This window comes from Sphingomonas sp. 7/4-4 (assembly GCF_027941955.1).
Taxonomy (GTDB): domain Bacteria; phylum Pseudomonadota; class Alphaproteobacteria; order Sphingomonadales; family Sphingomonadaceae; genus Sphingomonas.
The window spans coordinates 4,111,603-4,136,085 of sequence record NZ_CP115960.1; the positions used below are offsets into that span (position 1 = coordinate 4,111,603).

Consider the following 24,483-nt stretch of genomic DNA (forward strand, 5'->3'; position numbering starts at 1 on the left):
AGGATGGCCCCGTCCTGCCCAAATATGAGGAAGCCCATGTCGGTGAACCCTAAGAACTGGCAGGAACTCAAGAAGCCCAACGGCCTCGAAAAGAAGCCCGGCGGCGATCCCAAGCGCAAGTCGACCTTCGTGGCCGAGCCGCTCGAGCGCGGTTTCGGCCTTACGCTCGGCAATGCGCTGCGTCGCGTGTTGCTCTCGTCGCTCCAGGGCGCCGCGGTCACGTCGATCAAGATCGAGAACGTGCTCCACGAATTCTCGAGCCTCGCCGGCGTCCGCGAGGACGTGACGGACATCGTGCTCAACGTGAAGCAGATCGCCATCCGCATGCAGGGCGAAGGCCCGAAGCGGCTCCAGCTCTCGGCCACCGGCCCCGCTGAAGTCAAGGCGGGCGACATCGCGGTCTCGGGCGACATCGAAGTGATGAACCCCGAGCTGGTGATCTGCCACCTCGACGACGGCGCGACGCTCAACATGGAGCTGACCGCCGACACCGGAAAGGGCTATGTCCCCGCCCAGTCGAACCGTCCGGCGGATGCTCCGATCGGCCTGATCCCGGTCGACGCCCTGTACAGCCCGGTCCGCCAGGTTTCGTACAAGGTCGAGAACACCCGCGTCGGCCAGGAGCTCGATTACGACAAGCTCACGCTGACCGTCGAGACCGACGGCACGATCGCCCCGGAAGACGGCCTCGCCTACGCGGCGCGCATCCTCCAGGACCAGCTCGCTTTGTTCGTGCACTTCGACGATTCGGCGGTCACCCGCTCGGCACCGATCGGCATGGCGGCTCCGGCCGCTTCCGATGGCGGCGTCGCCTCGGGCGATACCGCGCAGATCAACCGTTACCTTCTCAAGAAGGTCGACGAGCTCGAACTGTCGGTGCGTTCGGCCAACTGCCTCAAGAACGACAACATCATCTATATCGGCGACCTGGTCCAGAAGACCGAAGCCGAGATGCTGCGCACCCCGAACTTCGGCCGCAAGTCCTTGAACGAGATCAAGGAAGTGCTGTCGAGCATGGGCCTGCGCCTCGGCATGGAAATCCCGGGCTGGCCGCCTGAGAACATCGAAGAGATGGCCAAGAAGCTCGAGCAGGAGATCATGGGCTGAGCTGCACCGGGTTAGCCACGCTAACCCGGAGACAGCGAAGCCCGGCCGGCGGGCCGCAGGCCTGACCGACGACGCGGCTTTGCCGCGGCGGACACCGGAGCGAAGTAACAGGAAGGGCCGTCCCGCGAGGGGCGGCCTTTTTGTGGCTGCGGTGGCGGCCTAGACATGGGAGCAAGACCGCGTCACGATGATGTCGTTGACAGTTCGGAGACATCGCTTCATCGGTCCCCCGCGAGTGAGACATGGATGAAAATGCCATCAAAGCAGCGGTTCTGACCCGCATCCGGCGCGAATGCCGCGGTCGCGACCTGCCAGTGGTGACCAGCGAGTTCTCGCTAAATGGGACGGGGATCAGGGCTGATCTCGCGGTGCTCGACACATGTTTCTACGGAGTAGAAATCAAGAGCGCAGCCGACAGCCTCAAGCGTCTACCGAGCCAGATGGAAGGCTACGCTCGCTATTTCGACCGTACGATCTTAATTGTGGCACCTAAGCATCTCAGAGGGCTTCGTGATATCGACCTACACGGAGCCTGCGTGTGGCGGCAGGAGTCACTTGGCGAGTGGCAGCAGCACGCGACGGGGAGGATCGCAGAATCGCCGGTCACTGGCTTCTGCATCTCCTGACCGCTGAGGATGAGCGCCGCGCTCTCCGCGTCTTGGAAAGTGTAGCCGGCGAATCCGATGACATGATCGACGCCACTAAGCGCGCCCAATTCGAAGCAGCCTTCCGGCGCCGATATGCAGCGACGAGCGCTGCGTTCTGGGATGCTGTGCGTTCCCGCACCATACGAGGTGAGGATGTTGCATTACTCAGTCGCTTCCACGCCGATCGCGAGCGCGCTCGAGCCTCGGCCGTCGCGGCCGAAGCCATGTGGGCAGATTGGGCCACGCAGATGAACGCGGCCGCAGCAGCCATTCAGCCGCCCCAATCATCCTCAGTATCATAGAGACCTGCTTGGTCGCCGAAGAAGGTCTGTCGCTGCAGATGTAGATTGATGCGGACGGCCGTACTGCGTGCGGGAGTTTTTATGGCAGTGGTGTCGTTCCCTGCCGTCCGCTCGATCATTTGGGTGCCCCAGACCCGTAAGTTGGCATCAAAAAAACGATTGTTGTTGGCGTCCGTTGCCGCGATCAGCGCCTGTGCTCGGTTTCGATAACCTGCGAAGCCTTCTGTTTCCGTTCGGTAAAACAACCACCAGCCGTCCAACGGATAGTCGATCCGAGGCTTCGGCAAGCCGCCGCCGCCGGTCTGCCGTTCGTAACGCGCGCTTCCCCGATCGCTGTAGATTAGGGTTCCGCCGATGAGTTGGTCGCGAACGGATCGGTAAAGTGTTCGTTCGTATATTTCCTGGTGGTTGATCGACGTGAAGTCAGCCGGAAACGAGGATGCCGAAATCGCAATTGCGGCGGATGGGCAGTGTTGCCGGATGGTATTACAGTAGCCAACGACCAGCACTGCTAATTGGAGCGGGTCACGCGACCCTTTCCCGAGGTCGAGCACGAAGCACGTATCGAGTCCGCCATTAGTCATTTGACCAACCGTCGCAGCCAGCGGCTGCAGACCCTGCAAGGCGCCGCTCCCGACCACGATCGCGAGCCCCCGACCGAGTTCATGGAAGCGGCTTACCTGAACGCCAATCTGGGCAGCGTCACTAATCTGGATAGCGGGGATGAAATGAGGTCGGGCGGTAATAAAAGAACACCAATTGCCATACCCTCCAGCAGACTGCCGTAACGCTGCAAGTTCGGCATGCACCGGGCGAGGTTTGTCGGTTAGTTCGGCCGCGTCGATTGAGACGATCGTCGGCCGAGGGCCGTACGCCTCCGCCAAACGCTCAAGCCCCTTCTCCAGCAAATTGGCGGCCAGCCAAGGTCGGAGACCGATGACCGGCAGCATGCGATCTTTCGTCTTGTTCGGCAGTTCCTGCAGCGCCCGCATCTCCGCCGGTCGCAATGAGAGTAGCGGAAGGTAAGGAATCGTAGCGAATGAGCGGAGCGCGGCCATCAATCGTTTCCTAGCTTGATGCCCATTGCCGCGCGTGAAACCTGGAAACGATCTGCCAACTCGTCTCGATAGTTTGAGATGCCTAATTTTTCGGCTGTAGCGATAGCTTCACGGATGGCCTTGGTTGGCATGACAATATCTGCTGCCAAACGGTTAGCCTCCCACTCGATTTGGTCGCTCTGGTTCGATCGGTAAAGGGCGTCATCTGTGATGCCGGCGCCAATATGGTCCCGATGGAGCAAGAAATGAGCGATTTCATGCGCGACTGTGAACCGCTGCCGACCGGCGCTATCATGGCGATTGACCTTGATGATATAGCTGCCGGCACCATCGGGCCGGATCTCGCCAGATTTACCCGGGTCAAGTGTGGCAGCTTTTACCGTCAAGCCAAAATGTCGCGCCAAACCTGCAAGATCCACGGGTGTCTGTTCTTGGAAACGGAGGACGGCCGCACGATCAGCGTCGCTTAGCTTGCGCCAAGCGTAGCTCTCACTGCTCATCTGCGTTCCCTCTTCTAATTCAGCCTCAGCGATATCATCCTCATCAAGCTCGTCGTCGGCAGGATTGCCAATCAGTAGTGTATCGATCTGTTCACGGATGAGTTGCTCGAGCCGCTCAGGCGAGATTACCCGCAACGCCACCGTTTCGGCGCGCTGCACCAAGAGCTGCTCGGCGCTTGTCGCCATATATGTCTCGACCGCACCAGTGGCCGCCGGAACAGCCGCTTTCTTGGCTGTCGCTTCAGCCATCTTCATGAAGGCGCGCCATCCAATGATCGCCAAAGCGCCTACAGCGAGCGCGACGACGGCAAGGATGATGGTGACTGCGCTTAGTACGACCGCAGCCAAGTCAGTATAGCTGATGTTCTCAGGTAGAATGTTGATCTGCCCTTGGAACATGGCGGCCGTCACGAATGAGGCAATCACCGCGCTAAGAATCGGTACTCCGATCGTCCATCGCAACGAGGGCGGCTGGCGCTGGTCGTTTCTGTCGCTGCTCTCGATCGTCATAAGGCACGCTTACCGCATATGCCGCACGACGTCATCTTTGCTGCAGTCCTTCGAGGACAACGGCAGATCTCATCAGTTCACCGAAAGCTTTAAGGCGATCAGCGGATGCAAGAGGTCTCCATACGTCCAGATTTAAACCAAATAGGTGAATTTCTTTGACACCGTCACGCTAATCTGGTACAAATCAAGAACATTGCCGTTCTGCGCCTCGATCGTGCGGGCGGCATTTTCGTTTGTGGGGAGCGTGGGTCATGGCGGCGAGGCGAGGAGCGGGGCTCCGCCGGTGGGGCGGGGCGTGCGGCAGGACAAGAACGGCAAGGCGCAGGTGATCCGGGCGACGGGGCGCTGGTCGCAGGAGGCGGAGGCTAGGTTTCTCGGCGACCTGGCGGCGACCGCCAATGTGCGCGCGGCGGCCGCGGCGGCGGGGTTCTCGACCACCGCCATCTACAAGAGGCGGACGGCGTGGCCGGGGTTCGGGGCGGCGGGGGATGCGGCGCTCGACCAGGGCTATGCGAGCTAACCAATCATCAAGGCAGCTCCCCAGAGAATCATCGCAATGCCGGCAATCGCTGCAAGCCAACGGCCGCCGGGAAGAAGCTTCTCCGCTGCAACAACCAGGGTCAGCCCGGCTATCCAAATGAGGTTCATGACGCCGCCGACGAATAACAGTGCCATCAGCAACCAGCAGCAGCCAACGCAATAGGCACCGTGCAACAGGCCGAGCCGGAGAGCGCCAAATGCGCCCGGGCGATAGTGGCGGCTGAGAAATTGCGCAGGCGACCTGCAGCGGCCCAGGCAGGCGTTCTTGAGCGGCGAGAGCTGGTAGAGTCCTGCAATGATCAGCAGCGCCGCTGCGGCCCGGCGGTTGCCGATCGCCATCGACATCGGAGAGATGAGCCAGGATTGCAGCGCTCCAGCGATCACCGCGAAGCCAAGCCAGCATGCGAGATAGCCGCCGAGGAAGGCGGCCGTGGGGGCGGGGTCTCGATGCCCTTCGAGCGCCGGTGCACCTGGGCGTAGATCAGGATGGTGGGGGCCGCGGCCGGGATCATCATCGCGACCATCATCACCCACCACATTGCGGCAACGGTCGCGAAGCCGGGCGGTGCCATGGCCATGCCTTGCATCATGGGCATTCCGGCACCCGACAGGAGATAGGCCCAGGCAAGCAACGCCAGCAGGGCAAGTCCCAGGATCGTCACCGCGCGACTGCGCAGCGCGATCCGCTCGGCGACGGTCGACGGCGCGCTCAGCTGCGCACCACTCCGTGGCTGCTGAGGTGGAGATTGGCGAACTGGCCGTAGCTGTTGCCAAATTCCACCTGCATCGGCCCGCCGGTCGTCCGGCTCGAGGCGCTCCCGATATCCGCGACTTCATATTCGAAGCCCGCGGGAAGAACGATCTGCGCCCGCGACTCCTCGCCGCTGACCTTGTTGCGGATCGGCTCGCCCGTCATCTCGACATAGCCCGAAACGCTCAGCCGGCCGCGTCGACCCTCGACGTCGACCTCAAAATCGATGTCGGTGAACACGGGCGCGTGCATGGTCGTGATGGTCGAGGCATAGACCGCGAACATGGTTGCGAACGGATCGGTGTCCTGGCCCGTCATGATCCGCAACAACGCATCGCGTTGGGCCTCGTCGGCCCGCTTGTCGACAAACGCCAGCGCCTCGCCATTGCCCTCATGGATCGCGCCTGGCCATTTGAAGATGGCGCCAATCCTCAGCCCATCCAGGCGGGTTTCCCCATGATGGCCTTCGTCGATCTGGATGCCGGCAACCGCGTGGCAGTGGCCTTTGTCAGGTAACGCATTGAACTGACAGTTGCAGCCGTACTCGCAGGTGCAGTTGACCAGCTCGCGGCCCTTGAATTCCCAATGAGTCATGGCGGCCTCCGCCGAGAGGAATGCCGCTTCCTTAGCATAGTCTACTTCGCTTTCGGAATCGTAATCCGCGATGGGTTTACCGGGCGGGCGCAGGGGGCCTGGTTATCGGTGCGCTCGGGGCGCTATTTGATCGGCTGAACAGGTAATCGATTTTCAGCCGGTGCCGGTATACCTCCAGGCGATAGGTATAACCTTAGTTATATCATCCTAGGCGCGCATCGTAGTTGGATATGTCGGGATTTGTGTCGAAACGACACCAGTAACGTCGATTAGGTATTCCTACTAGGCAACATATATCTTGGTGAAGTATCTACGATTTGGTAGATTAAGCGATGGGGTACCCGAGATATTTCAGGGTGACACTTTGTCTTCCTCTTTGGCTTGTGGCCGTGCAGCCGGCAAGGGCAGACAAAACGGATGGCCCTCAGGATCAGCAGCCGCAGACTGCCGATGACATCGTCGTTTACGGCCCCCGGCTGGGCGTGTTGCCGGGGGTCCCTCCGGAAAACGAGCTCAACGAAGGCGATATCGCGGCGTACGGCGCCAACAGCGTCGGCGACCTGCTCGATCAGGTGGGCGGCGCGGCCGATGCGTCCGGGGAAGGCCCCGTGGTCCTGATCAATGGCCGGGAAACCAGCGGCCTGAACACGATAAACGACCTCCCGACCGAGGCAATTCGCAAGATCCAGGTGTTGCCGCGACGCGTGGCCGGTCGGCTGGGCGAACGTCCGACCCGGCGGGTGATCAATGTGGTGCTCAAGAATGACCACCGGCAGATCACCGGAAATGCCGAGGAGTTTCGCAACCGCCGGTGCGGGGCGGAGCTACAAAGCCGAGATCAACTTGTTGCGGCTGAAGGGCGGCAATCGCGACAGCCTGGTTTTCCGCAGCGAACGCGTCGATCCGCTGTTCGAAGGCGACCGCGACATCGTCAGCGAGCCATTGACGGCACCCTATGACAGTCGCGGCAATATCTTCGCGTCGACGATCCTGGGAGCGGAGATCGATCCGGCGTTGAGCGCGCTGGCGGGACAAAGGGTCATTGTCGCACCGGTTCCGGCCGGCAACGCGGCGCCGACCCTGGGTGCGCTGGCAGCCAATGGCAACCGGCCCAATTTTACCGATGTTCGCGATTTTCGCACGCTTGCCGCCGGCAAGCGCATCTTCTCGGTGAACGGCAATATTGCGCGACAATGGGGGAAGACGGCGCTCTCGCTCAACGCGCGCGCGGAATGGGCGAACACGGACTCGCAATCGGGCCTTGCGGGCGTGTCGCTGACGCTGCCGGCCGGGTCGCCGTTTTCGCCGTTCACGCGCGATGTCAGGATCGCGCGCTACGTTGGCGACGCGCTGCGCCAGCAGGGCCACAACGCCAATCTCGAGCTTGGCGGCGATTTCACGACGCCGATCGGCGGCTGGAACCTGCGCCTTGCCGGAAACTGGCAACACCTTGCCGCCAGGACCGATAGCCAGGCGGCCTTCGATCCCGCCCCGCTCCAGGCCGCGATCAGCGCCGGCACGGTCGATCCGTTCGGCGCGTTGCCCGCCGGCCTGACACTGACCCGGTACAATTTTTCACGTTCGCGCAGCGACAATGCGTCGCTGCGGGCGACGCTCTCCGGGCGAGTGCTGGAGCTGCCGGCGGGCGCGATGCGCGCCGCGGTGACGGCGGCGGTACGGACGGATCGGCTCGACGGGCGGTGGGAGTTCCTGTCGGTGCCGAACGCGACGGGGTTCACGCGAAACGAAGCCGCACTTTCGGGCAACCTTCAGGTTCCGCTCCTCAGCGACAAGTCGCCGATCGGCGATCTGGAACTGGACCTCAATGGAGCGATCCGCAGGCTCAACCGGATCGGGACCGTCGAGGATTTCGGCGCCGGCCTGGCGTGGCAACCGGCTGGATCGCTGAATTTCCGCGGCGCGTTCGACATGCAACGGCTGGCGCCCTCGGCCCAGACGCTCAGCGACCCGCAGATCGTCTATGAAAATTACCGTATCTTCGACTTCGTCACCGGACAGACGGTCCAGGTCCGCTACATTACCGGGGGCAACCCCGATTTGCCCGTTGCCCGGCGCAGGATCTGGTCGGTCGGGGGCACCTATCTGCCCTTCGACAGCGCCAATCTCATCCTGACCGCCGAATATTCCAGCCGGCGAACGACGAGTCTCCAGTCGACGCTCCCTCCCGTCAACGCGCAGGTCCAGACGGCATTTCCCGATCGCTTCGTTCGCGACGCCAACGGCGTTCTGACGATCGTCGACAGCCGGCCGGTCGCGTTCGCGTACGACAATAGCGACCAATTGCACGCGCGGATCGACTTTCATGGTTCGCTCGGAAAGCCCGGCCCGGAACGCGCGGCCGGCTCGCGCAGCGATTCCGACGGCGCCTTTTCCTTCGACGGCCGGCCGCGCTTCAATTTCAGTATCGAGCACAATTGGATTCTCCGCAGCGTGCGCCGTGCCCAGCTCGGCCTGCCCGAGATCGATCTGCTGGCCGGGGAGCGACTGGATATGGCGGAGGCCTGGCCCGGCACACCGTCCGGGTTTCGGCCAATCTCGCCGGCCGGGGCGTGGGGATGCAGCTTTACGGTACCTGGCGCAGCGAAACGCTGATCAAGTCGTCCGAGACTCCTCGCCAAGCGACCTGTTTTTTCCCCGCAGACCAATATGGATATGCGGCTTTTCGCCGATCTCGGCACGCTGGTGCCGGGCAACGCTGTTCTGAAAGGCGCGCGCTTGTCGCTGGCGGTGACCAATTTGCTGGATTCGAAGCAGCGGGTTCGTGATGGCAACGGACTGACACCGATACGGTATCAGCCCTATCTGCTGAACCCGCTCGGGCGCGTGATCACGATCGGACTTCGCAAGGTATTCTGAGCCGATCCGCGCTGGCCGCCGCCGGAATCAAAAGCCCCGCCAGTGTTCCCTGGCGAGGCTCTTGAAGTCGGTAAGCCGGCTAAATCAGACCACCGGAACCGTGACCCAATTGTGGCTGCCGTCGTTGAGGTTCGGAACCCCGACAGTCGCGCCACCATTATACCAGACGGTCGTGCACTTATCGCCGGTATAGCCGTTCTGCTTGGCCCAGGCACCCGGCAGCTTCGTCCCGGTCTTGCTCGGCGAGATGCAGACCACGACCTGACCGATGATCAGCGTCGCGCTGGTGTCGAAGCCTGCGCCGGCATCCTCATGCGCGCGGAGCGCATTGGTCTGGTCGACGTTGATCGCAGTCTGCGCTTCGTTGCCCTGCAGCGTCGCCGGATCGTTATACGCATCATGGTGTTCGGTGTACGCCGCGGTGCCCTGGAACATGCAGTGCGGATTGGCGTCGCTGCCGCCATGGAACGGGTCGCCCCACCAGGTCGGGAGGTTCAGCGGATCCTCGCCTTGCCTGGTGAAGGCCGCGCAATTGCCCCGGACCGCATCCTCGGACTCGCCGAAGTCACCGGCGATCACGTAGATGCCGACCGCCGGATGGAAAATGTCCACGGCGGCATGATAGACCGCCTTGAGGATGTCGCAGCTGAACGCATGGGCATACGTCGTCTTGAACGTTCCCATGAAATCATAGGTGCTGGCGCTGTAATGGCCGCCGACGGCCTGCTTGATCCCGAACATGTTGACGCTGCCGCCGTTGCGATACGGATCGCCGAGAATCTCGACATGCGCCGGGGTGAAGGTGCCGGCGCCGACGAGGGTGCCGGCAATCGCGTCGGTGATCGAGTGGGTGCCGGTTTCGACAGGTCCGGCAGCCAGCGTCACCGGGCCGAGCACCACCTGGCCGGACCAGATGTCGCCGCCTGCACCATCGGTGTCGTGCACCATTGCCGCGGCGTCACAGGTGGTCTGCATTCCGGGAAGAACAACCTGCCCGGGATCGGCCGCCGGCGTCGGATCGACAAGGGTGACCGCGGCAAATGCCGGAATCGGGGCGACGGAGACTGCGAGCGCGATGATCGCACTGGCAGAGGCTCGAAAGGTCGGTATCATGATCCACTCCTATTTTTTCCGCGAATTCACATCTCCCTGTCCACGACTCGCAGTTGGATCGGGGGCTGTTCAAATCCTGCGACTAGTAAACACGATAGTAAATAGGAGGTTAACGGCTTTGTGGTGTAAATGTGACCTGATACGGAACTAGAGATATAAGATGTTATCCAAGTATAACTTTGGTTATATTGTTTATGTTAGGAAATAGTCTGCCTATTTTATTGAAGAAGGCGCCATTCGCTGGCCCGGTGCGGTAACGTTTGCTTTCGCGGTATCTGAACCAGCAGGCCGGCAGCATGCGGCCCTGAGCGACCAAGCGCGTGTGATAACCAAATAGGATAAATCCTTGACATCGTCGCGCTGATCTGGTACAAACCAAGAACATTGCCGCTCTGCGCCTCGATCGCGCGGGCGGCGTTTTCGTTTGTGGGGAGCGTGGGTCATGGCGGCGAGGCGAGGAGCGGGGCTCCGCCGGTGGGGCGGGGTTTGCGGCAGGACAAGAACGGCAAGGCGCAGGTGATCCGGGCGACCGGGCGCTGGTCGCAGGAGGCGGAGGCAAGGTTTCTCGGCGAGCTGGCGGCGACCGCCAATGTGCGCGCGGCGGCCGCGGCGGCGGGGTTCTCGACCACCGCCATCTACAAGCGGCGGGCGGCGTGGCCGGGGTTCAGCGCGGCGTGGGATGCGGCGCTCGACCAGGGCTATGCGCGGATCGAGGCGCTGCTGATCGCGGGCGCGTGCGACGCGCTCTCCGGGGCGGGCGCGGTGGCGGGGGCGGTCGCCGGGGAGGCGCCGCCGTCGGCGCTTGTTGGCGAAGGGCCGCCGTTGGCGGCGGGGATGACCGTCGATCAGGCGATGAACCTGCTCAGGCTCCACCGCGCGTCGGCGCGGGGCGGGGCGCCGCAGCGTTACGACGCGCGCGCCAAGCCGACGGATTTGGGGGCGGTGCGGGCGAGCATCTTGCGGAAGGTCGCGGCGATCGAGCGGGTGGATGCGCGGACGGCGGCGGGGCGCGGTGAGGCGGGGACGGCGGAGTAGGTCGGCATTCAAATCCTCCCTGCCAGGGGAGGTGGCACGCGCAGCGTGACGGAGGGGCGGAAGCACTGCGCTCGATTGGAGAGCGCGCCGCTTACCTCCCCTCCGTCGCCTTCGGCGCCACCTCCCCTGGCGGGGAGGATTGAAGGCTCTCGCGCGCCTGAATGTGCAGAGGTTGAACGACGGGAGGCGGCGATGGGCGAGTTGGTGGAGGCGGTGCGGCGGTTGAGCGAGGGGCAGCGGGCGCGGCTGCTCGCGACGTTGAGCGAGGCGGAGGTGCGGGCGTTCGATTCGGATTGGAGCGAATGGGCGCATGACGGGCAGATGCCGCCCGACGGCGACTGGCGGACCTGGGTGGTGATGGCCGGGCGCGGCTTCGGCAAGACGCGGGCGGGGGCGGAATGGGTGCGCGGGCTGGTGCGCGCGGCGGCGGAACCGGTGCGGATCGCCTTGGTGGCGGCGACCGCGGAGGAAGCGCGGCGGGTGATGGTGGAGGGGCCGAGCGGGCTGCTGGCGGTGGCGGACCAACGGGGCGAGCGGCCGCGCTTCGAACCGAGCCTGAAGCGGCTGGTGTTTCCGTGCGGGTCCGAGGCGACGCTCTTTTCGGGGGCGCATCCCGATGCGCTGCGCGGGCCCGAACACCATTTCGCCTGGTGCGACGAACTCGCCAAGTGGCGGCACCCGAAGGCGACCTGGGACATGCTGCAATTGGGGCTGCGCGTGGGCGAGGCGCCGCGCGCGCTGGTGACGACGACGCCGCGCGCGGGCAGCGATGCGCTCAAGGCGGTGCTGGCGGGGGCGGCGCAGACCGGCGGGGCGACGGGGGCGAACCCGCATCTGCCCGACGCCTATCTGGAGGCAGTGCTCGCGGCCTATGGCGGCACGCTGCTGGGACGGCAGGAGATCGAGGGGCTGCTCGCCGAGGATCTCGAGGGGACCCTGTGGCCGGTGACGCTGATCGAGGCGAGCCGCGGGGCGGCGCCGGCGGCGGAGGACCTGGTGCGGGTGGTGATCGGAGTCGATCCGCCGGCGAGCGCGGCGGGCACATGCGGGATCGTGGCGTGCGGGCTGGATGCGCAAGGGGTGGTGCATGTGCTGGGCGATCACTCGGCGGGCGGGCTCTCGCCCGAGGGCTGGGCGGCGCGGGTGGCCGCGGCGGTGGAGGCGCATGGTGCCGACCGGGTGGTGGCGGAGAAGAACCAGGGCGGCGACATGGTGGCGAGCGTGCTGCGCAGCGCGGGGCGGGCGCTGCCGGTGACCCTGGTCAGCGCGACGCGGGGAAGGGGACGCGGGCCGAGCCGGTGGCGGCCCGGTTCGAATGCGGGCAGGCGCGACTGGCGGGGCGGTTTCCCGAACTCGAGGCGGAGCTGGGGACGCTGACCCCGGGGCGCGTGGCGGGTGCTTCGCCGGATCGGGCGGACGCGATGGTCTGGGCGATCTGGGCGCTGGCGATCGCGCCGCGGGGAGAGCCGAGAGTCAGTTTACCTTGACTCTGCGGGGCGGATCGGGTTGAGGGCGCGTTCGGTTTTCGGCGGCGACCTGATGCTGCCTGGTCTGGGGTTCCTGATACGGCCCCTTAACGAACGAAGGAAGATATCATGCGCCATCGCGTAGGCGGCCGTAAGCTTCAGCGGACCTCGGCTCACCGCATCGCCCTGTTCCGCAACATGAGCGCCGCGCTGATCAAGCACGAGCAGATCACGACGACCGTCGCCAAGGCGAAGGAACTGCGTCCGTACATCGAGAAGCTGATCACGCTCGCCAAGAAGGGCGGCCTTTCGAACCGCCGCCTCGCGCATTCGCGCCTTCTCGACGATGCCCAGCTGGTCAAGCTGTTCGACGTGCTGGCCGCGCGCTACGCCGACCGCAACGGCGGCTACACCCGCGTGATCAAGGCCGGCATCCGCGCGTCGGACGCGTCGCCGATGGCGATCATCGAGTTCGTCGATCGCGACGTCTCGGCCAAGGGCCAGGATTCGGGTCCGGTGCTGATCGACGAGGACTTCGACGAAGCGGCCTGATCGCGCCGTCACGGTTGAATTAGGGAAAAGGCCGGGCCATCAGGCACCGGCCTTTTCTCGTTGTGGAGCCTGCCGTGACCGACCCGATCGCCTATCCCGAAACCCGCCGCGAAGACGTGGTGGACGAACAGTTCGGCGTACAGGTGGCGGATCCGTATCGGTGGCTCGAGAACGATGTGCGGAACGACGCGCAGGTGGCGGAGTGGGTCGCCGCGCAGAACGCCGTCACCGACGCCTATCTCGCCACGCTGCCCGGCCGCGACTGGTTCCGCGCGCGCATCAAGCAGCTCTTCGACTATGAGCGCTTCGGCCTGCCGCAGAAGAAGGGCAGCCGCTATTTCTACATGCACAACAGCGGCCTGCAGAACCAGGCGGTGCTGTTCGTCCGCGAGGGCCTGAACAATGAGGGCCGCGTCCTGATCGATCCGAACGGCTGGTCCGCGGACGGCGCCACCGCGCTCTCCGAATGGGCCCTTCGGACAATGGCGAGCATCTGCTCTACGCCGTGCAGGACGGCGGCAGCGACTGGCGCGTGGCGCACGTCCTCGACGTCGCGACCGGCAAGGAGACCGGCGACGTCGTCCACGGCATGAAGTTCACGCTCGCCGCCGCCTGGGCCAGGGACGGCAGCGGCTTCTTCTACTCGCGCTATCCCGAGGTCGCCGAGGCGGAGAAATTCCAGGCACTCAACGAGAACCACCGGATCTTCTTCCACCGCCTCGGCACGCCGCAATCGGCCGACCGGCTGGTCTACGAGACTCCGGCACATCCGACCCAAAGCCATTATGCCCAGATCACCGATGACGGGCATTGGCTGGTGATCACCACCAGCGAAGGCACCGACGATCGCTATCAGATCACGCTCGCTGATCTGAACGACCCGGCCTGGCCCACGCGCACGATCGTCCACGGCCTCAATCATCACTGGTCGCTCGCCGGCAATGTGGGCACGCGCTTCTACTGGACCACCAACAGCCATGCGCCGCGCATGCGCATCGTGACGATGGATGTGGGCGCCAGCGAGCATCCCGAGGCGCACGCGCTGGTTCCCGAGGACAAGGCGACGCTGGAGGGCGCGGCTATCGTCGGCCATGTCCTCGTCGCCAGCTACCTCGTCGACGCGCGCACCGAGATCCGCCGCTATGCGCTCGACGGCACCCGGCTCGAGCCCGTCGCGCTCCCCGGCATCGGCACCGCCTCGGGCTTCGGCGGCGAGCAGGACGATCCCGAGACCTTCTACGCCTTCACCAGCTTCAACGATCCGACGACGATCTACCGGCTCAACATCGCCACCGGCGAGAGCATTCCCTGGGCCGCGCCGAAGCTGCTGTTCGATCCCGCCGACTATCATGTCGAGCAGCGTTTCTATGCGTCGAAGGACGGCACGCGGGTGCCGATGTTCGTCGTGCGGCGGAAGGATGTGACCGGCCCGGCGCCGACGTTGCTCTATGCCTATGGCGGGTTCAACATCCCGCTCACGCCCAGTTTCTCCTCGTCGCGGATCGCGTGGATGGAGCAGGGCGGGGTGGTCGCGATCGCCAATATCCGCGGCGGCGGCGAGTATGGCAAGGCGTGGCACGATGGCGGCCGGCTCGCCAACAAGCAGAACAGCTTCGACGACTTCATCGCGGCGGGCGAATATCTGATCGCGCAGGGGATCGCGGGTGCGGGCCAGCTCGCCATCCAGGGCGGCTCGAACGGCGGGCTGCTCGTCGGGGCGGTGGTCAACCAGCGGCCCGATCTGTTCGCCGCGGCGCTCCCGGCGGTGGGGGTGATGGACATGCTCCGCTTCGATCGCTGGACCGCCGGCCGCTATTGGGTCGACGATTACGGCCGCCCGTCGGAGGAAGCGGACTTCCACCGCCTCCTCGCCTATTCGCCCTATCATAATGTGCGCGGCGGCCGGGACTATCCGGCGATCCTGGTCACTACAGCAGACACCGACGACCGCGTCGTCCCCGGCCACAGCTTCAAATACACCGCCGCGCTCCAGGCCGCCGAGATCGGCGCCAAGCCGCACCTCGCCCGCATCGAGACCCGCGCCGGGCACGGCTCGGGCAAGCCGACCGACAAGATCATCGAGGAAGCAGCGGATATCTGGGCGTTTGCGGCTGAGTGGACGGGGCTGGGGGTGAAGGGGCGCTAGGGCGTATCGATATTCGACCTAAAACTCCCTCTCCCCTTGATAGGGGAGAGGATACCGCAGCTTGGCAGCTTGCTGCCTAGCGAAGGTTGGTGAGGGGTAGAGCGGAGCGAAGCTCCGCGCGGCTGCTGCGCAGCCGCACCCTCACCCAGCTCCGACTAAGGCTTTGCTTCGCAAAACCTAAGTCTGCGCAACCTCTCCCCTTGCAGGGGGCGAGGGAAGTATGGGTTGAATGTCGATACGTCCTGGACACGACGAAACGCCGGGCAGCATGCGCCGCCCGGCGCCTCGTTCGATCGCGGGCCGTTTTCAGCGGATCACTTGGCCGCGCCCTTCGCCGCTTCCTCGATCACGTCGGCGACGACCCGCGGCTGAGTCATGAAGACCGCATGGCTGGCCGCAACTTCGGTGATGTCGGCGCCGATGCGCCTGGCCATCGATTGCAGCATCCGCTGGTCGAACGCCCTGTCGTCGGTCGCGATCACCGCCCAGCTGGGTTTGCTCCGCCAGGCAGCATGCTGGAGCCTGGTCCCGAACGCCGACATGGCGATCGGCACCTGGGAGTCGCGCAGGAAGGCGGCATCCGCGTCGCTCGCATCGGCGGCGAAGGCAGCCTTGAAATTCGCTGGCCGCAGAAAGCCGAAGCCGTCGCCATGCGTGTCGATCACGAACTCCGGCCGCGTCGTGAAGCCTTGATATTGCTGCGCCGTCGTCTCGCCGACGTCGGGCGAAAGTGCCGAGACATAGACGAGCCCGGCAACCTTCGGGTGGACGCCCGCCTCGGTGATGACGGTGCCGCCCCAGCTATGGCCGACGAGAATGGCGGGACCGTCCTGCCGGTCGAGCGCACGCCGGGTCGCGGCGACGTCGTCGGCGAGCGAGGTCAGCGGGTTCTGGACGATGGTGACGCGATAGCCGCGCGCGGTCAGCGCGTCATGGACGCCGCGCCAACCCGAGCCGTCGGCAAAGGCGCCGTGCACCAGGACCACGTTGCGCACCTGCCGGGTTTCGGCGGCGCGCGTGGCCGCGCTTTGCGCATGGGCGACGCCGGCCAGGCCGACCGTCGCGACGGCGGCGGCGAGGATATTTCGGATGCTCTTGATCATCGCAAGGTTCCTTTCGGAGGAAGAGGGGTTCAGGCCGCGAGCGACAGGCGCACGTCGAGGCCGTTGCGGGCGAGATGCGAATAGGGGCAGACGACATGCGCCTGGTCGACCAGCTCGCGGGCGACCTCCGGGTCGACACCGGGCAGCACGATCGTCAGCGCGACATCGAGGCCGAAGCCCTGGCCGTCGTCGCGCTTGCCGATGCCCACGGCGGCGGTGACGCTGCTGTCCTCGGCGACCTTCACCTTGCGCTGGCCGGCGACGAACTTGAGCGCGCCCAGGAAGCAGGCGGCATAGCCCGAGGCGAACAGCTGCTCGGGGTTGGTGCCTTCGCCGCCCGGTCCGCCGAGCTCTTTGGGGGTGACGAGCGCGAGATTGAGGGTGCCGTCGGCGGTGCGGGCCTGTCCGGTGCGGCCGCCAGTGGCGGTGGCTTCGGTGCGATAGAGAATGTTCATCGGTCAGTTCCTTTGATAAAGCGATAATGTTTATCGCGATAAACGTTATCTAACCGATGGCCTACCGAGTCGCAACATAATTCTTATCGCGATATGTATTTTTGCGAGAAGCGTGCTATATCAAGGCCCAAGGAGCCATGATGACCGCCCAAACCAATGTGCCGCTGCCGCTGGACGACCAGCTCTGCTACGCCATCTACTCGGCGGGAATGGCCATCCAGCGCCTCTACAAGCCGCTGCTCGACGAGCTCGGGCTGACTTATCCCCAATATCTGGTGCTCAACATCCTGTGGCGGGAGGATGGGCAGACCGTAGGCGGAATCGCCGAACAGCTCGCGCTGGAATCGAGCACGCTCACCCCTCTGCTCAAGCGGCTCGAGGCGGCCGGGCTGGTACGCAGGACGCGCAATCCCGACAACGAGCGGCAGGTCGTGATCGAGCTGACCGAACGGGGCCGCGCGCTCCAGCCGCAGGCGGGATGCCTTGGGGAAGCCCTGCTGGCGGCATCCGGCCAGTTGCCGGAGCGCTTGGGCGAATTGAACCGAAACGTCAGGGAATTACGTGATGCGCTCTATGGCGACACCGGCAAATGGAGCATCGCTCGCACCGGCCCGTAATTGTGGAATTCGATTGCTGTCACGTCCGCAACTGGGGCGTTAGCGGACGTTCGCCGCCCTAAGCGTTTTCCCGCTGACGGGCGGTTCGCGACCTCGTTCATCGCAGCGACAGCTTTCGCAGGTCAGCCTCCCGGTAAAGGGGAGGGGCTGATGCTAACACGGGCGGTTATCGCGATCCTCATGCTGGCGACGCCGGCCTTCGCCCAGCAGGCTCCGGTCGACGCGGTAGCCCGCAGCGCCGGCGCCGACTATCTGGCGGCGGAGAAGGGCGTCGGCCTTTCGATCGGCATCGTCCGCGACGGCAAGGTCACCAGCTGGCATTTCGGTTCGATCGCGAAGGGCGGCCCGGCACCCACCGCCGATACCGCGTATGAGATCGGATCGATCTCCAAGACGATCACCAGCCTGCTGCTTGCCCGCGCAGTGATCGCCGGCAAGGCCAGCCTCGACGATGATGTCCGGAAATATCTCGACGGCAGCTATCCGAAACTGGAATTCGAAGGCGAGCCGGTTCGGTTGCTTCATCTCGCCAACATGACCTCGGCGCTGCCCGACAACATCCCCGATCTCTCCGCGCTCGAACCCGATCCCGGCCGGGCGAAACATGCGCGCGCAATGACGGCCTACACCAAAGCGCAGTTCCTCGAAGCGCTGCGTGGCGTGTCGCCCAAGGGCAAGCCCGGCGCCGATGTCGCGCATTCCAACGCCGCGGCGCAGTTGCTCGTCTATGCGCTCGAACGCATCTATGGCGTGCCTTACGAGACACTTCTGGCGCGCGAGTTCGAGAGGCCGCTGGGCGTCAGCGCGGGTGTTGCCGCCACCGGTTATGACAGCGAAGGCCGCGAGACCGCCGTGCTGCCACGCAAGAGCTTCGGCTATCGCTATTCGACTGCCGACATGCTGCGTTACGCGGCGCTTCAGCTCGACGAGAAGGACCCGGCGGTGGCGCTGAGCCACAAGGGCACCTGGTTCACGCTCGACAGGAAGACATGGGTCGGGCTCACCTGGATCTCGACCGAGCTTCCCGGCGGCGGGCGGCAATTGCGCTATTCGGGCGGAACCTGGGGATTTGCCAGCGTGATGCTGCTCTATCCCGAGCGGCGGCTCGGCGTGGTCGTGCTCGCCAACAACGCGAGCGACACCGCGCAGGGCAGGCTATCCGACATCGCGGGACGTATTGCCGATGCGCTTGCGATGCCTGCACGCTGAGTTCCGGGGCTGGTGGCGAGGCTCCGCCGAAGCCGGGCGGTATCACATTCAGGCGAGCGAGGACTTTCAATCCTCCCCCGCAAGGGGGAGGTGGCAGGCGCAGCCTGACGGAGGGGAGGAAGCACTGCGCTCAATTGGAGAGTGTGCTGCTTACCTCCCCTCCGACGCCTTCGGCGCCACCTCCCCTGGCGGGGGAGGATCTGAATGTCCGAACAGCCGGAAATGGTGGTTTGCCGCCGCTCAATCCCGCATAGTCCTTCCCCTGCCAGGGGGCGTGCGGGGGCGGACGGCGATGCGTCTCGAAGGTAGCGGAAACGGCCGACGCAATGCCAGGCGACTGCGCAAGGAAATGACGCCGCCGGAAATCGGCCTGTGGCTCGCGCTTCGCCGGAACGAGATGGGCCTGCGCTTTCGCAGACAGCATTCGGCGGGTGGCTATGTGCTCGATTTCTATTGCGCGCCCGCAATGCTGGCGATCGAGGTCGATGGCGAGGTACATGCGCGCGGCGATCGTCCCGCGCGGGATGCGGTCCGTGACGCGTGGTTAGCCTCGCAAGAGGTGCGGGTGTTGCGCTATCCGGCGAAGGAGGTGCTGACCAACCTCGAAGGGGTGGTTCGCCAGATCATCGCGGTCGCGATCGAGCGCCGGGACAGATTCGAGAATTGATCGCCGTAACCCGCCGCCACGCCCTTCCCACGCGGCGCGGTTCTGCTATGCGCGCTGGGCATGGAACATCATGCCGATTCAATCCTGATCGTAGATTTCGGGAGCCAGGTGACCCAGCTGATCGCGCGCCGCGTGCGCGAGTCCGGGGTCTATAGCGAGATCGCCCCTTTCACCGCCGCCGCCGAAGCATTCGCGCGGATGAAGCCCAAGGGGATCATCCTCTCGGGCTCGCCGGCCTCGGTGCTCGACGAAGGCAGCCCGCGGGTGCCGCAGGAGATCTTCGATTCGGGGCTGCCGATCCTCGGCATCTGCTATGGCCAGCAGGTCATGATGCATCAGCTGGGCGGCACCGTGCAGCTCGGCGATTCGGGTGAGTTCGGGCTCGCTTTCATCGAGATCGAGGATAGCTGCGTGCTGTTCGACGGGCTCTGGGCCGAGGGCGAGAGCCACCAGGTGTGGATGAGCCATGGCGACAAGGTCACCGAGCTCGCTCCCGGCTTCCGCCCGGTCGCGGTGAGCCCCGGTTCGCCCTTCGCAGTCGTCGCCGACGATGCGCGGCGCTATTACGCCACCCAGTTCCACATGGAGGTGGTCCACACCCCCGACGGCGCGAGGCTGCTCGCCAATTTCGTCCGCCACGTCTGCGGGCTGCAGGGCGACTGGACGATGGCCGAGTTCCGGCAGGCCAAGATCGCCGAGATCCGCGAGCAGGTGGGTTCGGGCCGGGTGATCTGCGGGCTTTCGGGCGGCGTGGACTCCGCCGTCGCCGCGGTGCTGATCCACGAGGCGATCGGCAGCCAGCTCACCTGCGTGTTCGTCGACCATGGACTGCTGCGGGCAGGCGAGGCCGATCAGGTCGTCAGCCTGTTCCGTAACCATTACAACATCCCGCTCGTCCATGTGAGCGCCGAGACCTTGTTCCTGAACGGGCTCGCGGGGGTCACCGATCCCGAGGCCAAGCGGAAGTTCATCGGCAAGACCTTCATCGAAGTGTTCGAGGAAGAGGCGAAGAAGATCGGCGGGGCCGATTTCCTCGCGCAGGGCACGCTCTACCCGGACGTGATCGAGAGCGTCAGCTTCACCGGCGGGCCTTCGGTGACGATCAAGAGCCACCACAATGTCGGCGGCCTGCCCGAGCGGATGAACATGAAGCTCGTCGAGCCGCTTCGGGAACTGTTCAAGGACGAGGTCCGTGCGCTGGGTCGCGAGCTCGGGCTGCCCGACATCTTCGTGGGGCGGCACCCGTTTCCGGGGCCGGGGCTGGCGATCCGCATTCCCGGCGAAGTCACCAAGGAGCGCTGCGACATCCTCCGGAAAGCCGATGCGATCTATCTCGAGGAGATCCGCAACGCCGGGCTCTACGACGCGATCTGGCAGGCCTTCGCGGTGCTGCTGCCGGTGCGCACCGTCGGGGTGATGGGCGACGGCCGCACTTATGATTACGTCCTCGCCCTGCGCGCGGTGACCTCGACCGACGGCATGACCGCAGTCGCGTTCCAATATCCCGGCGACTTCCTGCCGCGGGTCGCGACGCGCATCGTCAACGAGGTCCGCGGGATCAACCGCGTGACCTATGATTATACGTCGAAGCCGCCGGGAACGATCGAGTGGGAGTGAGGGCGGTGCGGCAGACGTCCCGCTAAGCGACGAAACGGACCACGCCGCCATCTACCCGCAAGGCCGCGCCGGTTGTCGCCGAAGCCTGCTCCGAGCATGCGTAGACGATCATGTTGGCTACCTCATCGGTGGTCGCGAAGCGTTGGATGAGGGTGGTCGGGCGCATCGCCTTCAGGAAGCCCTGCTCGGCTTCCTCCAGCGTGATCCCGTTTGCCTCGGCCTGCTTCGCCATGAAGTCGCCCAGGATCTCGGAGCGGGTGGGTCCCGGCAGGACGGCGTTGACGGTGACGCCCGTGCCCGCGACCGCCTCGGCAAGCCCGCGCGAAACCGCGAGTTGCGCTGTCTTGGTCATGCCGTAGTCGAGCATTTCCTTGGGGATGTTGACTGCGGATTCGCTACTGACGAACACGACGCGGCCCCAACCTTTCGCCACCATCCGCGGCAGGTAATGACGAGACAGGCGCACGCCACTCATCACGTTCAGCTGGAACAGGCCGAGCCAGTCCTCGTCGGGGATCTTCGCGATGTCCTCGATGCCTTCATAGTCCCGGATGTGAGCCGTGCCTACGTTGTTCACAAGGATATCGGCGTCCGGCGCCTGCGCGATCAAGGCCTCGGCACCCTCCGCTGTCGCAAGATCGGCGGCGATGCCCGAGATATGGCTATCGGGAAAGGCTTTCCGCATCTGCCGCACCGCTTCGTCGATCCGGGCTTCTCCACGGCCGTTGATGACGACCGATGCGCCGGCACGGGCCAGTCCCTCCGCCGTCGCACGGCCGATGCCCGCCGTTGACCCCGTAACGATCGCCTTGCGGGCCTTGAGTTCGATATTCATGGTATTTCATCTTCCGAAAGCATTGAAATCTGGGGAGCGAGGACAGGGGCGTCAACTCGCTTTCCTTGCGGCTTCAGCCGCCGCTGACCGGGCGAGGCTTTCGACCCGCTCCTGGTGATAGCGGTAGGCCCGCGCGCCTTTGTGGTCTCCAAAGATCCGGTCGCGCGCTGCTCGAAGGTGGCGCGCGACCGGTTATCGGTGTCGATTACTGTTCCTTCTTGAACAGATCCTGGAAGATGAGCGGACCCCAGATGCGGCCGCGTGCGTGGACCAGCGCGCCGCCCTCGCCCAGCTTGCCCAGCGTGACGGGTGCGAAGCCGAGCTGTTTGGCCAGGGCCGCCACGGGAGCAATCGCGTCCGCGTCGTCGCTCGACAGGAAGGCGACGCGGTGCCCGCCCTCGACGACCGGATCGGTGGCGAGGATGGGCGCAACCAGGTGATTGAACCCCTTGACGAGCCTGGCGCCGGGGAACGCCTTGGCGATGAAGGCGGAGGAGGGGAGGCCGTCCAGCTCTTCAGGGGAAACGCCAAAGCTGTTCGTGACGTCGATAACCGTCTTACCTTCCCAGCTCGGCAGGGCCTTTGCCAGCTCGCGATGCTCCCAGAAGGGGATTGCGAGGAAGATCGTGTCGGCCTCGAGCGCCTCCTGCAGCGACCGGGCGACGATCGTGGGGCCGATCGCCCGGGCCTGGGGCGCCAAGGCCTCGGGCGGGCGCCGGCTCGCGACGGTCACGTCCACGTTCTTGCGGGCGAAGGCGTGGGCGAGCGCCTGGCCTATCTTGCCGAATCCTATGATCGCATAGGTCATGATATTTCTCCAATCGGTGTTGATGTGGATTCCCGGCCCTTCAGATGGCCGAGAAGCCGCCGTCGACCGCCAGTTCCACGCCGTTCACGAAGCTCGAATCGTCCGACGCGAGAAACAGCGCGGCCGCCGCGATTTCCTCGGGAAGACCCATCGTTCCCCGCGGGATCAGCGATTCGAACATCTGCTTCGCTTCCGGCGTGAGCACCGCGTCCTGCATCGGCGTGGCGATCGGCCCCGGGTGCAGCACGTTCACCCGGATATTCCGGCCCTTCAGCTCATTCAGCCAGCCGCGTGCGAAGGCGTGCAACGTCGCTTTGCTCGCCGCATAGACGCTGTAGCCGGGGAAGCCTTTGATCGAGGCGACCGACCCGGTCATGAAGATCGATCCGCCATCGTTGAACAGCGGCAACGCCTTCTGGACTGTGAACAGCGTGCCACGCGCATTCAGGTTGAAGGCCGTATCGAAATGCTGCTCGGTAATCTCGCCCAGCGGAACGCCTTCGCCCACGCCGGCGCTTGCATACAGGATGTCGATCTTTCCCTTTTCCCGCTTGACCGTGTCGAACAGGCGGTCGAGATCGTCGAGATTGGCCGCGTCGCCGCGCACGCCGGTCACGTTCCGGCCGATCAGCTTGACGGCCTCGTCCAGCACCTCCTGCCTCCGGCCCGTGATGAAGACATAGGCGCCTTCCTCGACGAACCGCTTGGCGCTCGCCAGCGCCATGCCGCTCGATCCACCCGTGATGACTGCGACCTTATTCTCGAGCTTACCCATGATTTTTCCTTACGTTCCGTCTTCGGTTGTTCGGGGAAGCCCCGAGAGACGGAACATGGGTCCGCCGCAGTCGGGCATTGAGTGCGGAAGTGCGCACATCGGTGGTGCGAAATCGATCCGGCTGGGCGCGTGACGCCATCGACATTCAGTCTTCTTAAGCCCCTCCCCTTCAGGGGAGGGGTTGGGGTGGGGCCTATCCTCATTGCCCGGCGCCTCGGTGAGACGGACACGCCCCACCCCCAACCCCTCCCCTGAAGGGGAGGGGCTTTGGAAAACGCATCGTTCGGTGCAAGATTGCACCATGATCGACTGGGATGACGTCCGCTATTTTCTTGCCGTCGCGCGCGGCGGCTCGGTGCGGGCCGCCGCCGGGCACCTGGGCGTGAACCACGCCACCGTGTTGCGGCGCATCGCCCAGCTCGAGGAACGCCTCGGCGCGCAGATGTTCGAGAAGCTGCCGTCGGGCTACCGCCTGACGGCTGCGGGCGAGGAGGTCGTCGAGCTCGCGAACCAGATGGAAGCATCGTCGCACCAGCTGGAGACGCGGGTCTTCGGGCGCGACCAGAGCGTGCGCGGGCTTTTGCGGGTGACGCTGGCGCCGCCCCTGGCGACCCATTTGCTCATGCCGGATTTCGCCGATTTCGCGCGCCTGCATCCGGACATCGAGATGGACATTCTGTCGTCCGGCGAACTGGCGAACCTGACCAACCGGGAGGCCGACGTGGCGATCCGCGTCGTCTATGACCGCAAGACGCTGCCGCTCAATCTCCACGGCCTGAAGGGACCGGAGGTGTTCGGCGCCGTATACATGTCCCGCGATCGGCTGGCCGCGTGGCGTGCGGGCGCGCCCGATCCCATGCGGTGGATCGTCATCAGCATGCACGGCATTCCGGACTGGGCCAGCGAGGGTGAGGTTCGCGCCAGCGGGGTTCCCTTCAGGACCACGGACGCCGAGGCGCAGCTCGCCGCGGTGCGGCAAGGGCTCGGAATCACGACACTGCCGTGCTTCGTCGGTGATGCGGATCCGCTGTTGGTGCGGGTGCCGGGAACCGACCTGCATCTGTACGGAACGCTCTGGCTTCTCACACAGGGGGAGACACGCAAGACGAAGCGCGTGCGGCTCTTCACGGAATTCGTGTCCCGCAGGCTCGCCGCCTACGCGCCGCTTCTCGCGGGGCTGTCCGTAACGCAGGGCTGAC

At 64.9% G+C, this 24,483-nt stretch carries 25 protein-coding genes and 1 pseudogene; 15 read left to right on the top strand and 11 right to left on the bottom strand.

Annotated features, from left to right (window positions below; all coding sequences use genetic code 11):
- Positions 1-36 precede the first annotated feature (36 nt).
- Together PIB19_RS21055 and PIB19_RS21060 are read left to right on the top strand one after the other, a co-directional pair.
- On the top strand, positions 37-1,107 hold the full coding sequence (locus tag PIB19_RS21055; protein WP_271238894.1) for a DNA-directed RNA polymerase subunit alpha: 1,071 nt from the start codon (positions 37-39) through the stop codon (positions 1,105-1,107).
- A 242-nt stretch (positions 1,108-1,349) separates the two neighbouring features.
- Positions 1,350-1,733, top strand: coding sequence for a sce7726 family protein (locus PIB19_RS21060; RefSeq protein ID WP_271238895.1), 384 nt, complete (start codon positions 1,350-1,352; stop codon positions 1,731-1,733).
- Between the two features lie 292 nt (positions 1,734-2,025).
- Here PIB19_RS21060 and PIB19_RS21065 read toward each other — a convergent pair whose 3' ends face one another.
- The gene (locus tag PIB19_RS21065; protein ID WP_271238896.1) at positions 2,026-3,114 is read right to left on the bottom strand and encodes a beta family protein; all 1,089 of its coding nucleotides are present in this window, start codon (positions 3,112-3,114) and stop codon (positions 2,026-2,028) included.
- On the bottom strand, positions 3,114-4,124 hold the full coding sequence (locus PIB19_RS21070) for an ImmA/IrrE family metallo-endopeptidase (RefSeq protein WP_271238897.1): 1,011 nt from the start codon (positions 4,122-4,124) through the stop codon (positions 3,114-3,116). Before PIB19_RS21070 ends, PIB19_RS21065 begins: the two co-directional genes overlap by 1 nt.
- Before the next feature lie 283 nt (positions 4,125-4,407).
- On the opposite strand from PIB19_RS21070, the gene PIB19_RS21075 reads away from it, so the two are divergent.
- Positions 4,408-4,644, top strand: a complete 237-nt coding sequence (locus PIB19_RS21075; protein WP_271238898.1) for a hypothetical protein — start codon at positions 4,408-4,410, stop codon at positions 4,642-4,644.
- Here PIB19_RS21075 and PIB19_RS21080 read toward each other — a convergent pair.
- From PIB19_RS21080 to PIB19_RS21090, 3 genes are read right to left on the bottom strand one after another with little or no spacing between them, the layout of a single operon-like run.
- Positions 4,641-5,048, bottom strand: a complete 408-nt coding sequence (locus PIB19_RS21080; RefSeq protein ID WP_271238899.1) for a DUF2182 domain-containing protein — start codon at positions 5,046-5,048, stop codon at positions 4,641-4,643. The genes PIB19_RS21075 and PIB19_RS21080 overlap by 4 nt on opposite strands.
- On the bottom strand, positions 5,045-5,326 hold the full coding sequence (locus tag PIB19_RS21085; RefSeq protein WP_271238900.1) for a copper chaperone: 282 nt from the start codon (positions 5,324-5,326) through the stop codon (positions 5,045-5,047). Before PIB19_RS21085 ends, PIB19_RS21080 begins: the two co-directional genes overlap by 4 nt.
- Positions 5,327-5,373: 47 nt before the next feature.
- A complete protein-coding gene (locus tag PIB19_RS21090; protein ID WP_271238901.1) occupies positions 5,374-6,009 on the bottom strand; it encodes a DUF1326 domain-containing protein in 636 nt (211 codons plus the stop codon).
- Positions 6,010-6,392: 383 nt separating this feature from the next.
- On the opposite strand from PIB19_RS21090, the gene PIB19_RS21095 reads away from it, so the two are divergent.
- Genes PIB19_RS21095 through PIB19_RS21105 form a run of 3 tightly spaced genes read left to right on the top strand, consistent with a single transcriptional unit; the run spans position 6,393 to position 8,886 of the window.
- Positions 6,393-6,968: a hypothetical protein gene (locus tag PIB19_RS21095; RefSeq protein WP_271238902.1), complete on the top strand. Its 576-nt coding sequence runs from the start codon at positions 6,393-6,395 to the stop codon at positions 6,966-6,968.
- Positions 6,853-8,622 carry a hypothetical protein gene (locus PIB19_RS21100; RefSeq protein ID WP_271238903.1) on the top strand — a complete coding sequence of 590 codons (1,770 nt, stop codon included), beginning with the start codon at positions 6,853-6,855 and terminating at the stop codon, positions 8,620-8,622. Before PIB19_RS21095 ends, PIB19_RS21100 begins: the two co-directional genes overlap by 116 nt.
- Positions 8,623-8,676: 54 nt before the next feature.
- Positions 8,677-8,886 carry a hypothetical protein gene (locus PIB19_RS21105; protein ID WP_271238904.1) on the top strand — a complete coding sequence of 70 codons (210 nt, stop codon included), beginning with the start codon at positions 8,677-8,679 and terminating at the stop codon, positions 8,884-8,886.
- A gap of 84 nt (positions 8,887-8,970) precedes the next feature.
- Here PIB19_RS21105 and PIB19_RS21110 read toward each other — a convergent pair whose 3' ends face one another.
- Positions 8,971-9,999 (bottom strand): hypothetical protein, encoded by a 1,029-nt coding sequence (locus PIB19_RS21110; RefSeq protein ID WP_271238905.1) that lies wholly within the window; start codon positions 9,997-9,999, stop codon positions 8,971-8,973.
- Positions 10,000-10,473: 474 nt separating this feature from the next.
- Here PIB19_RS21110 and PIB19_RS21115 point away from each other — a divergent pair, with 474 nt between their 5' ends.
- The 4 genes and pseudogenes from PIB19_RS21115 to PIB19_RS21130 all read left to right on the top strand — a co-directional run bounded on the left by PIB19_RS21115 (position 10,474) and on the right by PIB19_RS21130 (position 15,198).
- Positions 10,474-11,034 carry a hypothetical protein gene (locus PIB19_RS21115; RefSeq protein WP_271238906.1) on the top strand — a complete coding sequence of 187 codons (561 nt, stop codon included), beginning with the start codon at positions 10,474-10,476 and terminating at the stop codon, positions 11,032-11,034.
- A gap of 192 nt (positions 11,035-11,226) precedes the next feature.
- A complete protein-coding gene (locus tag PIB19_RS21120) occupies positions 11,227-12,411 on the top strand; it encodes a terminase large subunit domain-containing protein (protein WP_336297214.1) in 1,185 nt (394 codons plus the stop codon).
- Positions 12,412-12,629: 218 nt separating this feature from the next.
- Positions 12,630-13,052, top strand: a complete 423-nt coding sequence (rplQ, locus tag PIB19_RS21125) for a 50S ribosomal protein L17 (protein ID WP_271238907.1) — start codon at positions 12,630-12,632, stop codon at positions 13,050-13,052.
- Positions 13,053-13,090: 38 nt separating this feature from the next.
- Positions 13,091-15,198: pseudogene (locus PIB19_RS21130) on the top strand (prolyl oligopeptidase family serine peptidase).
- Between the two features lie 314 nt (positions 15,199-15,512).
- Here PIB19_RS21130 and PIB19_RS21135 read toward each other — a convergent pair.
- Both PIB19_RS21135 and PIB19_RS21140 read right to left on the bottom strand, forming a co-directional pair.
- Positions 15,513-16,301, bottom strand: coding sequence for an alpha/beta fold hydrolase (locus PIB19_RS21135; RefSeq protein WP_271238908.1), 789 nt, complete (start codon positions 16,299-16,301; stop codon positions 15,513-15,515).
- A gap of 29 nt (positions 16,302-16,330) precedes the next feature.
- Entirely contained in the window at positions 16,331-16,756 is a 426-nt protein-coding gene (locus PIB19_RS21140; protein WP_271238909.1) for an organic hydroperoxide resistance protein, read from the bottom strand.
- A gap of 140 nt (positions 16,757-16,896) precedes the next feature.
- Between PIB19_RS21140 and PIB19_RS21145 the strand changes: the two genes are divergently transcribed.
- The 4 genes from PIB19_RS21145 to guaA all read left to right on the top strand — a co-directional run bounded on the left by PIB19_RS21145 (position 16,897) and on the right by guaA (position 20,866).
- Entirely contained in the window at positions 16,897-17,373 is a 477-nt protein-coding gene (locus tag PIB19_RS21145) for a MarR family winged helix-turn-helix transcriptional regulator (protein ID WP_271238910.1), read from the top strand.
- Positions 17,374-17,523: 150 nt separating this feature from the next.
- Positions 17,524-18,582, top strand: a complete 1,059-nt coding sequence (locus PIB19_RS21150) for a serine hydrolase domain-containing protein (protein WP_271238911.1) — start codon at positions 17,524-17,526, stop codon at positions 18,580-18,582.
- 292 nt (positions 18,583-18,874) lie between these two features.
- Entirely contained in the window at positions 18,875-19,249 is a 375-nt protein-coding gene (locus PIB19_RS21155) for an endonuclease domain-containing protein (protein WP_271238912.1), read from the top strand.
- A gap of 60 nt (positions 19,250-19,309) precedes the next feature.
- Positions 19,310-20,866: a glutamine-hydrolyzing GMP synthase gene (gene guaA, locus PIB19_RS21160; RefSeq protein ID WP_271238913.1), complete on the top strand. Its 1,557-nt coding sequence runs from the start codon at positions 19,310-19,312 to the stop codon at positions 20,864-20,866.
- Between the two features lie 22 nt (positions 20,867-20,888).
- On the opposite strand, the gene PIB19_RS21165 is transcribed toward guaA, so the two are convergent.
- The 3 genes from PIB19_RS21165 to PIB19_RS21175 form a co-directional block, all read right to left on the bottom strand.
- On the bottom strand, positions 20,889-21,701 hold the full coding sequence (locus PIB19_RS21165) for an SDR family NAD(P)-dependent oxidoreductase (protein WP_271238914.1): 813 nt from the start codon (positions 21,699-21,701) through the stop codon (positions 20,889-20,891).
- A 205-nt stretch (positions 21,702-21,906) separates the two neighbouring features.
- A complete protein-coding gene (locus tag PIB19_RS21170) occupies positions 21,907-22,509 on the bottom strand; it encodes an NADPH-dependent F420 reductase (protein ID WP_271238915.1) in 603 nt (200 codons plus the stop codon).
- Positions 22,510-22,549: 40 nt separating this feature from the next.
- Positions 22,550-23,284 (bottom strand): SDR family NAD(P)-dependent oxidoreductase, encoded by a 735-nt coding sequence (locus tag PIB19_RS21175; protein ID WP_271238916.1) that lies wholly within the window; start codon positions 23,282-23,284, stop codon positions 22,550-22,552.
- 301 nt (positions 23,285-23,585) lie between these two features.
- On the opposite strand from PIB19_RS21175, the gene PIB19_RS21180 reads away from it, so the two are divergent.
- Positions 23,586-24,482, top strand: coding sequence for a LysR family transcriptional regulator (locus tag PIB19_RS21180; RefSeq protein ID WP_271238917.1), 897 nt, complete (start codon positions 23,586-23,588; stop codon positions 24,480-24,482).
- Position 24,483: the final 1 nt, after the last annotated feature.